Source organism: Shinella granuli, assembly GCF_004341885.1.
Taxonomy (GTDB): domain Bacteria; phylum Pseudomonadota; class Alphaproteobacteria; order Rhizobiales; family Rhizobiaceae; genus Shinella; species Shinella granuli.
On sequence record NZ_SLVX01000003.1, the window covers coordinates 183311 to 195551 of the forward strand.

8 protein-coding genes are annotated in these 12241 nt (G+C 65.0%); all 8 read left to right on the forward strand.

The genetic code is table 11. The annotated features are described in order from the left end of the window. Positions 1–107: 107 nt before the first annotated feature. The 8 genes from EV665_RS07035 to EV665_RS07070 all read left to right on the forward strand — a co-directional run bounded on the left by EV665_RS07035 (position 108) and on the right by EV665_RS07070 (position 12240). Complete coding sequence (locus EV665_RS07035) at positions 108–2567, forward strand: glycogen/starch/alpha-glucan phosphorylase (RefSeq protein WP_133033545.1); 2460 nt, start codon at positions 108–110, stop codon at positions 2565–2567. Continuing rightward, a complete protein-coding gene (glgB, locus tag EV665_RS07040) occupies positions 2567–4780 on the forward strand; it encodes a 1,4-alpha-glucan branching protein GlgB (RefSeq protein WP_133033546.1) in 2214 nt (737 codons plus the stop codon). Before EV665_RS07035 ends, glgB begins: the two co-directional genes overlap by 1 nt. A 24-nt stretch (positions 4781–4804) precedes the next feature. Then, positions 4805–6067, forward strand: a complete 1263-nt coding sequence (gene glgC / locus EV665_RS07045) for a glucose-1-phosphate adenylyltransferase (RefSeq protein ID WP_064331198.1) — start codon at positions 4805–4807, stop codon at positions 6065–6067. Between the two features lie 8 nt (positions 6068–6075). Beyond that, positions 6076–7515 carry a glycogen synthase GlgA gene (gene glgA, locus EV665_RS07050; protein ID WP_133033547.1) on the forward strand — a complete coding sequence of 480 codons (1440 nt, stop codon included), beginning with the start codon at positions 6076–6078 and terminating at the stop codon, positions 7513–7515. Between the two features lie 4 nt (positions 7516–7519). Continuing rightward, complete coding sequence (locus EV665_RS07055; protein ID WP_133033548.1) at positions 7520–9151, forward strand: alpha-D-glucose phosphate-specific phosphoglucomutase; 1632 nt, start codon at positions 7520–7522, stop codon at positions 9149–9151. A gap of 7 nt (positions 9152–9158) precedes the next feature. Further along, positions 9159–11126 (forward strand): glycogen debranching protein GlgX, encoded by a 1968-nt coding sequence (glgX, locus tag EV665_RS07060; RefSeq protein ID WP_133033549.1) that lies wholly within the window; start codon positions 9159–9161, stop codon positions 11124–11126. 104 nt (positions 11127–11230) lie between these two features. Further along, positions 11231–11719 (forward strand): MaoC family dehydratase, encoded by a 489-nt coding sequence (locus EV665_RS07065; protein WP_064331202.1) that lies wholly within the window; start codon positions 11231–11233, stop codon positions 11717–11719. Next, a complete protein-coding gene (locus tag EV665_RS07070) occupies positions 11716–12240 on the forward strand; it encodes a GNAT family N-acetyltransferase (protein WP_133033550.1) in 525 nt (174 codons plus the stop codon). Before EV665_RS07065 ends, EV665_RS07070 begins: the two co-directional genes overlap by 4 nt. Position 12241: the final 1 nt, after the last annotated feature.

Below are 12241 nucleotides of genomic sequence, written 5' to 3' on the forward strand. Positions count from 1 at the left end.
CTTTCTTGAAAAGCATGTTGCAAGCGCTTCGGATAGATGCATAAATTGATTTAAACGCGACTTTCGCGAGAACAGACGCACAGAATGCGAGGGGGCAAAGTTCACCGATGATGAACCGGGTTACCAACAACGATCTCGCCCCCGCCCCCCGATCATCCGATCGCGAACAGCTTGCGACCGAGCTGCTGGAGCGCCTCAAATACCGTATCGGCAAGGACCCGAAAGTGGCCAAGCCGCATGACTGGCTGACGGCGGCCATCCTGGTTGCGCGCGACCGCATCACCGACAAGTGGATGGACTCCACCCGCCGGACCTATGCGACAGGCGCAAAGCGGGTCTACTACCTCTCGCTCGAATTCCTCATCGGCCGTCTGATGCGCGACGCCATGACCAATATCGGCATCATGGACGAGATGCGCCACGCGCTCGCCTCGCTCGGCGTCGACCTCGACATCATCGCTGAGCTGGAACCGGATGCCGCCCTTGGCAATGGTGGTCTCGGCCGCCTGGCCGCCTGTTTCATGGAGAGCATGGCGACGGTCGACGTGCCGGCCTATGGCTACGGCATCCGCTATGTGCACGGCCTCTTCCGCCAGCAGATGGCGGACGGCTGGCAGGTGGAACTGCCGGAGACCTGGCTTGCCCACGGCAACCCCTGGGAATTCGAGCGGCGCGAGAGCTCCTACGAGATCGGCTTCGGCGGAGCCGTGGAAACCATCAATATCGGCGAGGACAAGCAGCGCTTCGTCTGGAAACCGGCCGAGCGCGTCATCGCGACCGCCTATGACACTCCGGCCGTCGGCTGGCGGGCCAAGCGCGTCAACACGCTGCGCCTGTGGGCCGCCAACCCGATCGACCCGATCCTGCTCGACGCCTTCAATGCCGGCGACCATATCGGCGCGCTGCGCGAGAGTAACAAGGCGGAAAGCCTGACGCGTGTCCTCTACCCGGCCGACGCCACCTCCGCCGGCCAGGAGCTGCGCCTCAGGCAGGAGTTCTTCTTCTGCTCCGCCTCGCTGCAGGACATCCTGCGCCGCCACCTGCAGCAATATCCGGATTTCACCTCGTTGCCTGATGCCGTCGCCATCCAGCTCAACGATACCCACCCGGCCATTTCCGTTGCCGAACTGGTGCGCCTGCTCACCGACGTGCACGGCATCGATTTCGACACGGCCTGGGATATCGCCCATCGCACCTTCTCCTACACCAACCACACGCTGCTGCCGGAAGCGCTGGAAAGCTGGCCCGTGCCGCTGCTCGAGCGGCTGCTGCCGCGCCACATGCAGATCGTCTACGCGATCAATGCCAAGATCCTCGTCGAGGCACGCAAGGAGAAGGGGTTCGAGGACCAGCGCATCCGCAACATCTCGCTGATCGAGGAATCGGGCGAGCGACGCGTGCGCATGGGCAACCTCGCCTTCGTCGGCTCGCACTCGATCAACGGCGTTTCGGCGCTGCACACCGAGCTGATGAAGGAAACGGTCTTCGCCGACCTGCACAATCTCTATCCGGACCGCATCAACAACAAGACCAACGGCATCACCCCGCGCCGCTGGCTGATGCAGTGCAATCCGGGTCTCTTCAACCTGATCCGCGAAGCGATCGGCGATGCCTTCATGGATGATGCCGAGGCGCTGAAGGCGCTCGACGCCTTCGCCGACAACAGGGATTTCCAGGAGCGTTTCGCCGCGATCAAGCGGGAGAACAAGAACCGCCTCGCCAACCTCGTCGGGAGCCGCATGGGGGTCCGCATCGATCCCGCCGCGATGTTCGATATCCAGATCAAGCGCATCCACGAATACAAGCGCCAGTTGCTCAACATCATCGAGGCCGTGGCGCTTTACGACCAGATCCGCTCGCATCCCGAACTCGACTGGGTCCCCCGCGTGAAACTCTTCGCGGGCAAGGCGGCGCCGAGCTATCACAATGCCAAGCTGATCATCAAGCTCGCCAACGACGTGGCGAAGGTGATCAACAACGACCCGGCCGTGCGCGGCCTGCTCAAGGTCGTCTTCGTGCCGAACTACAACGTCTCGCTCGCCGAGATCATGGTGCCGGCCGCCGATCTTTCGGAACAGATTTCCACCGCCGGCATGGAAGCGTCGGGAACCGGCAACATGAAGTTCGCGTTGAACGGGGCGCTGACGATCGGCACGCTCGACGGGGCCAATGTCGAGATGCGCGACCATGTGGGCGAGGAGAACATCGTGATCTTCGGCATGACGGCGGAAGAAGTGGCGAAGGTCAGGGCCGAAGGGCACAATCCGCGCGCCATCATCGAACAGTCGAGGGAGCTGTCGCAGGCGCTCGCCGCGATCTCCTCCGGCGTCTTCTCGCCCGATGACCGCAACCGCTTCGCCGGTCTCGTCGACGGCCTCTACAATCACGACTGGTTCATGGTGGCCGCCGATTTCGACGCCTATGCCAAGGCCCAGCGCGATGTCGACGCCATCTGGACCGACAGGGCCTCGTGGTACTCCAAGACCATCCGCAACACGGCCCGCATGGGCTGGTTCTCGTCCGACCGCACCATCCGCCAATACGCCAAGGAAATCTGGAGAGCCTGATGACCGCACCGCCGAAAACAGGCACGACGGGTGGGCCGTCAGAGCTTCTGGCGAAGGCGGATATCGACGCGATCTTGGAAAGCCGGCACTGGGACCCGTTCGCCGTGCTCGGCCTGCATGCAGCCGGCAACAGCTATGTCGCCCGCTGCTTCCTGCCCGGCGCGGCTGAGGTGACCGCCGAGACGCTCTCGGGTAAGGAGATCGGCGAGCTGACGCAGGTCGATCCGGCCGGCATCTTCGCCGGCGAGGTCTCCGTCAAGAAACTCCAGCCGATCCGCTACCGCGCCAGAAATGACGGTGGCGAATGGGTGGTGATCGATCCCTATTCCTTCGGCCCGGTGCTCGGCCCGATGGACGACTACTACATCCGCGAGGGTTCGCACCTTCGCCTGTTCGACAAGCTCGGCGCCCATCCGATGACGCTCGACGGCATCGAGGGGTTCCACTTCGCCGTCTGGGCGCCGAATGCCAAGCGGGTCTCCATCGTCGGCAATTTCAACAATTGGGACGGCCGGCTGAATGCGATGCGGCTGCGCCGCGACACCGGCATCTGGGAAATCTTCCTGCCCGGCATCACCATCGGCCATGCCTACAAATACGAGATCGTCGGCATCAACGGCGAGGTCCTGCCGCTGAAGGCCGACCCCTTCGCCCGCCGCTCGGAGCTGCGCCCTAACAACGCCTCCATGACGACAGGGCCGATCGACCAGGCCTGGGAAGACGCGGCGCACCTTGCGCACTGGGCCGCGGCCGACGCCCGCCGCCAGCCTATCTCGATCTACGAGGTGCATGCCGGTTCCTGGCAGAAGAACGATAGCGGCGACTTCCTCACCTGGGACGAGCTGGCGAGCCGCCTGATCCCCTATTGCGTCGACATGGGCTTCACCCATATCGAGTTCCTGCCGATCACCGAATTCCCCTTCGATCCGTCCTGGGGCTATCAGACGACCGGCCTCTATTCGCCGACCGCCCGCTTCGGCGAGCCGGAAGGTTTTGCCCGCTTCGTCAACGGCTGCCACAAGGTGGGCATCGGCGTCATCCTCGACTGGGTGCCGGCGCATTTCCCGACCGATGCGCACGGCCTGCGCCAATTCGACGGCACCGCGCTCTATGAGCACGAGGACCCGCGGCAGGGCTTTCATCCGGACTGGAACACCGCGATCTACAATTTCGGCCGCGCCGAGGTTCTCTCCTACCTCATCAACAACGCGCTCTACTGGGCGGAAAAATTCCACCTCGACGGCCTGCGCGTCGATGCGGTCGCCTCGATGCTCTATCTCGACTATTCGCGCAAGCACGGCGAATGGGTACCGAACGAATATGGCGGCAACGAGAACCTGGAGGCCGTGCGCTTCCTGCAGTCGATGAACAGCCATGTCTATGCCGCCCATCCCGGCATCCTGACCATCGCGGAGGAATCGACCTCCTGGCCGAAGGTTTCGGCGCCGGTGCACGACGGCGGCCTCGGCTTCGGCTTCAAGTGGAACATGGGCTTCATGCACGACACGCTGCAGTACCTGTCGCGCGAGCCGGTGCACCGCAAGTTCCACCACAACGACATGACCTTCGGCCTGCTCTATGCCTTCACGGAGAACTTCGTGCTGCCGCTCAGCCATGACGAGGTCGTGCACGGCAAGGGCTCGCTGATCGCCAAGATGACGGGCGACGACTGGCAGAAATTCGCGAATCTGCGCGCCTACTACGGCTTCATGTGGGGCTATCCCGGCAAGAAGCTGCTCTTCATGGGCCAGGAATTCGCGCAATGGCAGGAGTGGAGCGAGGCGCGCGCCCTCGACTGGAACCTGCTCGAATATCCGCTGCACGAGGGCATGCGCCGGCTGGTGCGGGATCTCAACGGCACCTACCGCCGCAAGGCAGCGCTGCATGCGCGCGACTGCGAGGGCGACGGCTTCGAATGGCTGATCGCCGACGACCGGGAGAACTCCGTCTTCGCCTGGCTGCGCAAGGCGCCGGGCGAGAAGCCGATCGCCGTCGTCACCAACTTCACTCCCGTCTACCGCGAGAACTACGGGGTCCCGCTGCCGGTGGAGGGCCGCTGGCGGGAAATCCTCAACACCGACGCCGAGATCTACGGCGGCAGCGGCAAGGGCAATGGCGGCGCCGTGCAGGCCAAGAAAAACGCAAATGGAAGAATAGCAGCCACGATCACCCTGCCGCCCCTGGCGACGCTGATGCTCGAGCTGGACGCATAAGATTTCGACTGTCGGGAGGACACTATGGAGCAAAAGCGGATTCAACCCCTCGCCCGTGACGCGATGGCCTATGTTCTGGCGGGGGGCCGCGGCAGCCGCCTCAAGGAACTGACCGACCGGCGCGCCAAGCCCGCCGTCTATTTCGGCGGCAAGGCGCGCATCATCGATTTCGCCCTCTCCAATGCGCTGAATTCCGGCATCCGCCGCATCGGCGTCGCCACCCAGTACAAGGCCCATTCGCTGATCCGCCACCTGCAGCGCGGCTGGAACTTCTTCCGGCCCGAGCGCAACGAGAGCTTCGACATCCTGCCCGCCAGCCAGCGCGTCTCCGAAACGCAGTGGTACGAGGGCACCGCCGACGCCGTCTACCAGAACATCGACATCATCGAGGATTACGGCGTCGAATACATGGTCATCCTCGCCGGCGACCATATCTACAAGATGGACTACGAGCTGATGCTCCAGCAGCACGTCGATTCCGGCGCGCAGGTCACCATCGGGTGCCTCGAAGTGCCGCGCATGGAAGCGACCGGCTTCGGCGTCATGCATGTCGACGAGAAGGACCAGATCATCGCCTTCGTGGAAAAGCCGGCCGATCCGCCGGGCATTCCCGGCAATCCCGACATGGCGCTCGCCTCCATGGGCATCTATGTCTTCCACACCAAGTTCCTGATGGACCTCCTGCGCCGCGATGCCGCCGACCCGACGTCGAGCCGCGACTTCGGCAAGGACATCATCCCCTACATCGTCGAACACGGCAAAGCCGTCGCCCACCGCTTCACCGCCTCCTGCGTCCGCTCGGATTTCGAGCGCGAGGCCTACTGGCGCGACGTCGGCACGGTCGATGCCTACTGGCAGGCGAACATCGACCTCACCGACATCACTCCGGAACTCGACATCTACGACGGCTCCTGGCCGATCTGGACCTTCGCCGAGATCAAGCCGCCGGCAAAGTTCGTGCATGACGACGAGAACCGCCGCGGCTCGGCGATCTCCTCGCTCGTCTCGGGCGATTGCATCATCTCCGGCTCGACGCTGCACCGCAGCCTGCTCTTCACCGGCGTGCGCGCCAATTCCTATTCCCGCCTCGAAGGCGCCGTCGTGCTGCCCAACGTCATGATCGGCCGCCATGCCAACCTCAGGAACGTCGTCATCGACCGGGGCGTCGTCATTCCGGAAGGCCTCGTCGTCGGCGAGGATCCGGTGCTCGACGCCAAGCGCTTCCGCCGGTCGGAAGGCGGCATCTGCCTCATCACCCAACCCATGATCGACAAGCTGGAGCTCTAGTCGTCCTCATGAACATCCTTTCGGTGGCATCCGAAGTATTCCCGCTGATCAAGACGGGAGGCCTCGCCGACGTCGCCGGCGCATTGCCGATCGCACTCGCCGGGCATGGTATGCACATGCGCACGCTGATGCCCGGTTATCCCGCGGTCATGCAGCGGCTGGAAAGCGTCGAGGTGGTCGCCACCTTCGACGACCTTCTCGGCGAACCCGCACGCATCCTCGCCACCCGGCACGAGGGCCTCGACATCCTCGTGCTCGATGCGCCCGGCTTCTTTGACCGGCCAGGCGGGCCCTATACGGATGCCACCGGCAAGGATTTCGTCGACAACTGGCAGCGCTTTGCCGCGCTCTCCTTCGCGGGCGCCGAAATCGCCCGCGGCCTGCTGGCGGACTGGCGGCCGGACATCGTGCATGCCCATGACTGGCAGGCGGCGATGACGGCGGTCTACATGCGCTATACCGGCCTGCAGCACATCCCCACCATCGTCACCGTGCACAACCTCGCCTTCCAGGGCCAGTTCGGCGCCGACATCTTCCCGGCTCTCGGCCTGCCGCCGGAAGCCTTCACCGTCGACGGGCTCGAATATTACGGCGATGTCGGCTTCCTCAAGGGCGGGCTGCGCACCGCCTGGTCGATCACCACGGTCAGCCCGACCTATGCCCACGAGATCATGACGGCGGACTACGGCATGGGTCTCGAAGGCCTGATCAATGCCCGCGCCGGCGACCTCGTCGGCATCGTCAACGGCATCGACACCGCCGTCTGGAACCCCGAGACCGACACGAACATCGCCCGCCCCTACGCCGCCGGCTCGCTGAAGCAGCGCGCGGTCAACCGGCGGGCGCTCGCCGAGCGCTTCAATCTCGAACAGGATGACGGCCCGGTCTTCTGCGTCATCAGCCGCCTCACCTGGCAGAAGGGCATCGACCTCATCGCCGAGGTCGCCGACTGGATCGTCGATCAGGGCGGCAAGCTCGCCGTGCTCGGCTCCGGCGACCAGGGCCTGGAAGGCGCGCTGCTCGCCGCGGCCTCCCGCCATCGCGGCCGCATCGGCATCGTCATCGGCTATAACGAGCCGCTGTCGCATCTCATGCAGGCCGGCGCCGACGCCATCCTCATCCCCTCCCGCTTCGAGCCCTGCGGCCTCACCCAGCTCTATGGCCTGCGCTACGGCTGCATCCCCGTGGTCGCGCGCACCGGCGGCCTCGCCGACACCGTCATCGACGCCAACGAGGCCGCCCTTTCCGCCCGCGTCGCCACGGGCTTCCAGTTCACGCCGATCAATGCCGAGGGCCTGCGCCAGGCGCTGCGCCGCGTCTTCAAGGCCTGGCGCGAGCCGAAAATCTGGGCCCGCATCCAGAACCAGGGCATGCGGTCGGACGTTTCCTGGGAAAACAGCGCCGCGCGCTATGCCGACCTCTATTCCAGCCTTCTTTCGCGAGTGTAAGCCGATGACCATCAAGACCGTATCGACCACGCCCTATTCCGACCAGAAACCCGGCACCTCGGGCCTGCGCAAGAAGGTCCCCGTCTTCCAGCAGAAGAACTATGCGGAGAACTTCATCCAGTCGATCTTCGATTCGCTGGAGGGGTTTGCCGGCGAGACGCTGGTGATCGGCGGTGACGGCCGCTACTACAACCGCGAGGTCATCCAGCTCGCCATCAAGATGGCGGCGGCCAATGGCTTCGGCCGCGTGCTCGTCGGCCGCGGCGGCATCCTTTCGACGCCCGCGGCCTCCAATGTCATCCGCAAGTACAAGGCCTTCGGCGGCATCGTGCTGTCGGCCAGCCATAATCCCGGCGGCCCGACCGAGGACTTCGGCATCAAGTACAATATCGGCAATGGCGGCCCGGCGCCCGAAAAGATCACCGATGCGATCTTCGCCCGCACGAAGTCCATCGACAGCTACAAGATATCGGACGTCGCGGACGTGAACCTCGATCTTGAAGGCACGCACGAGATCGAGGGCATGACCATCACCGTCATCGATCCCGTCGCCGACTATGCCGAGCTGATGGAGCAGCTCTTCGACTTCGCCGCCATACGCACCCTGCTGTCCGGCGGCTTCCGCATCGTCTTCGACGCGATGAGCGCCGTCACCGGCCCCTATGCCAAGGAGATCCTGGAAAACCGCCTCGGCGCCACCAAGGGCTCGGTGCTGAACTTCATGCCGCTGCCCGATTTCGGCGGCCACCATCCGGACCCCAATCTCGTGCATGCCCGTGCCCTCTACGAGACGATGATGGCCGACGACGCGCCGGATTTCGGCGCGGCCTCCGACGGCGACGGCGACCGCAACCTCATCATCGGCAAGGGCATCTTCGTCACCCCCTCCGACAGCCTCGCGCTGCTCGCCGCCAATGCCCATCTCGCTCCCGGCTATGCCAAGGGCCTTGCCGGCATCGCCCGCTCCATGCCGACCTCCGGCGCGGCCGACCGCGTCGCGGAAAAGCTCGGCATCGGCATCTACGAGACGCCGACCGGCTGGAAGTTCTTCGGCAACCTGCTCGACGCCGGCCTTGCGACGATCTGCGGCGAGGAAAGCGCCGGCACCGGCTCCAACCATGTGCGCGAGAAGGACGGCCTCTGGGCGGTCCTCCTCTGGCTCAACATCCTCGCCGTACGCAAGGAAAGCGTTCTCGACATCGTGAAGCAGCACTGGGCGACCTACGGCCGCAACTACTATTCCCGCCACGACTACGAGGAAGTCGACACCGACGCCGCCAACGGCCTGGTGGCCAATCTGCGCGGTGAGCTCGCCACGCTGCCCGGCAAGACCTTCGGCGCGCTGAAAGTCGAGACCGCCGACGACTTCGCCTACAACGACCCGGTCGACCAGTCCGTCAGCAAGAACCAGGGCGTGCGCATCCTCTTCGAAGGCGGCTCGCGCGTCGTCTTCCGCCTCTCCGGCACCGGAACATCGGGCGCGACGCTGCGCGTCTATGTCGAGCGCTTCGAACCCGACCCCGCCCGCCACGACATCGACACCCAGGAGGCCCTTGCCGATCTCATCGCCGTCGCCGACGCGATCGCCGGCATCAAAAGCCGCACCGGTCGCGATGCGCCGACCGTGATCACCTGAGATGGCGATGACCGCCCCCTCCTTCGCGCCGGGCGCCACGCTCTCCGGGGACGGGGTGGAGTTCGCGGTCTATTCGCACGACGCCGCCCGCGTCGAGCTTTGCCTGTTCGACAAGGACGGCGACAGGGAACTTGCCCGCCTCGCCATGGGACGGGACGAAAACGGCTTCCACCGCGTCTTCGTCGAAGGCGCGACCGCCGGCACGCGCTACGGCTTTCGCGCCGACGGCGTCTATTCCCCCGACCACGGCCTTTGGTTCGACCCGGCGAAACTGCTCGTCGACCCCTATGCGAAGGAGATCGACCGCCGCTTCGTGCATGACGGCCGGCTCACCCGCTGCGGCGTCGAGACAGCGGAGATCGTGCCGAAGGCCATCGTCACGCGCGACCGGCCGGTCAGCCTGAAACCGCCGCTCTTCCGCCCCGGTGGCTTCGTCTACGAGGTGGCGGTGCGCAGCTTCACCATGCTGCATCCCGAGGTGCCGGAGAGAATGCGCGGCACGGTGGCGGCACTCGCCCATCCCGCCGTGCTCGCCCATCTCAAGCGGCTCGGCGTCGACGCCGTCGAGCTGATGCCGATCACAGCCTGGATCGACGAGCGCCACCTGCCGCCGCTCGGCCTTTCCAACAGCTGGGGCTACAACCCGATCGCCCTGATGGCGCTCGACCCGTGCCTCGTGCCCGGCGGCATGCGGGAGCTCGCCGACACCGTCGCGGCACTGCGGGCAGAAAACATCGGTGTCATCCTCGACCTCGTCTTCAACCATTCCGGCGAGAGCGACCGCCACGGCACGACGCTCTCCATGCGCGGCCTCGACAATCTCACCTATTACCGCCATGTAGAGGGCCGCCCCGGCGAATTGATCAACGACACCGGCTGCGGCAACACCATTGCCGGAGAACACCCGGTCGTGCGCCAGCTCGTGCTCGACAGCCTGCGCCATTTCGTGCGCCATGCCGGCGTCGATGGTTTCCGCTTCGACCTCGCGACGATCCTCGGCCGCGAGGCGGACGGCTTTTCCGCCCATGCCGCGCTGCTCTCCGAAATCTGCGCCGACCCGCTGCTGAAGGACCGCGTGCTGATCGCCGAACCCTGGGATATCGGCCCCGACGGCTACCAGCTCGGCAATTTCCCGGCGCCGTTCCTCGAATGGAACGACCGCTACCGCGACGATACCCGCATGTTCTGGCGCGGCGACGGCCACCGGCTCGGCGCCTTCGTCACCGCCTTCGCCGGCTCCTCCGACATCTTCACCCGCCACGGCGGGGATCGCACCCGCTCGGTCAATTTCCTCGCCGCCCATGACGGTTTCACGCTGATGGACCTCGTCTCGCACACGGTGAAGCACAACGGGGCGAATGGCGAGGACAACCGCGACGGCCACAACGAGAACCATTCCTGGAACAACGGCGCCGAGGGCGAGACGACGGATGGTGCCGTCCTCTCCGCCCGCCGGGCGGATGTGAAGGCGCTGCTCTCCAGCCTCTTCCTCTCCCGCGGCACCGTCATGCTGACGGCGGGTGACGAGGGCGGGCGCAGCCAGCAGGGCAACAACAATGCCTATTGCCAGGACAATGCCATTACCTGGCTGCATTGGGACAGGCTGGACGAAGGCCTGATCGAACACACCGCCATGCTCTCGGCGATCCGCAAACGCTTCCCTGCCCTCATCGAAACGACCTTCTGGAGCGGCGCCGGCGATGTCGAATGGCGAACGCTGTCAGGCACCCCGATGACGGTCGGCGACTGGGAAGCGCCGTTCGCCGGAACCCTGCTTGTCCTTCTCAAGACACCTGATCTACAACAGCAGCGGATCGTCCACCTCGCGATCGCCATCAACCGGACGCATGGTGAGCAGGCGCTCGCCCTGCCGCCGCCGGAGGGACGCGACTGGACGAGCCTGCTTTCCGCCAACCATCCCGCAACCGGCCTCCTCCATGCCCGCAGTGTCGAGATTTTTGTCGAAAAGCACTGATCTTCATTGTCCGGACAAAGCGTCTCTCTAAAGCATGTCGCAAATGCGCCGCTGTCTTGCGAGAACACCGAATCCAGGCGCGCATCGAGCGGCAGGAAAACCATATGCCAGAGACCATTCACCTGAAGGACGTCAGTACCCTCGTCGGCACCGAACTCGGCCTGTCGCGCTGGTTCACGGTCGACCAGACGATGATCGACCGCTTCGCCGAGGCGACGGAAGACCATCAGTTCATCCACACCGACCCCGTGCGCGCCAGCGCGGAAACGCCGTTCGGCGGCACGATCGCGCACGGCTTTTTGACGCTCTCGCTGCTCTCGGCGATGAACTATGACTGCGTGCCGCGCATCGCCGAACAGACGATGGGCATCAACTACGGCTTTGAAAAAGTCCGCTTCATGACGCCGGTGAAGAGCGGTGCCCGCGTGCGCGGCCGCTTCATGCTCGCCGAGGCTCGCTTCCGCGGCGCCGGCATGGTGACCATCCGCTATGACGTGACCGTGGAGATCGAGGACGAGCGCAAGCCGGCGCTGACGGCCGACTGGATCACCATCATCCAGTTCGACCCGAAGGATCGCCCGGAGGACGCATGAAGATCCGGCCGGCCACGTCGGGGGACTTTCCGATCCTCGGTGCCTGCGACTTCTCCTTCCTCGTCACCCGTGAGGCCGTTCCACCCTTCGAAGGCGACTGGCTGGCGCATGCCCGACCGGTGGAGCCCTACGCCAAGAGCTACGGCTTCGATCCCGATGAACTCGGCGCCCACGCGGGCGATGGCGACAAGGCGCTCTTCGTCGTCCTCGGAGATGAGGCGCCGGTCGGTTACATCGCGCTTTCGGCGGGGTGGAACAATTTCGCCTTCGTCGACGATATCGCAGTCGACATGGAATGGCGCGGCACGGGCGCGGCGCAACGGTTGATGCAGCACGCCTGCCATTGGACGAAGGAAAAGGGCCTGCCCGGCATCCGCCTCGAAACCCAGACGAACAATATTGCAGCCTGCCGGTTCTACCTGCGCCAGGGTTTTGCGCTCGGCGGCCATGACCGGCACCTATATGAAGGGCTGTCCCCCGGCACGCGGGAGACAGCCCTGTTCTTCTATCGCTTCCTTTGAC

Bases quoted from the DNA above. Each gene is read 5' to 3' on its own strand.
- glgX (WP_133033549.1), top strand. From the start codon at position 9,159: ATGACCGCCCCCTCCTTCGCGCCGGGCGCCACGCTCTCCGGGGACGGG.
- glgC (WP_064331198.1), top strand. From the start codon at position 4,805: ATGGAGCAAAAGCGGATTCAACCCCTCGCCCGTGACGCGATGGCCTAT.
- EV665_RS07065 (WP_064331202.1), top strand. From the start codon at position 11,231: ATGCCAGAGACCATTCACCTGAAGGACGTCAGTACCCTCGTCGGCACC.
- EV665_RS07035 (WP_133033545.1), top strand. From the start codon at position 108: ATGATGAACCGGGTTACCAACAACGATCTCGCCCCCGCCCCCCGATCA.
- glgB (WP_133033546.1), top strand. From the start codon at position 2,567: ATGACCGCACCGCCGAAAACAGGCACGACGGGTGGGCCGTCAGAGCTT.
- EV665_RS07070 (WP_133033550.1), top strand. From the start codon at position 11,716: ATGAAGATCCGGCCGGCCACGTCGGGGGACTTTCCGATCCTCGGTGCC.
- EV665_RS07055 (WP_133033548.1), top strand. From the start codon at position 7,520: ATGACCATCAAGACCGTATCGACCACGCCCTATTCCGACCAGAAACCC.
- glgA (WP_133033547.1), top strand. From the start codon at position 6,076: ATGAACATCCTTTCGGTGGCATCCGAAGTATTCCCGCTGATCAAGACG.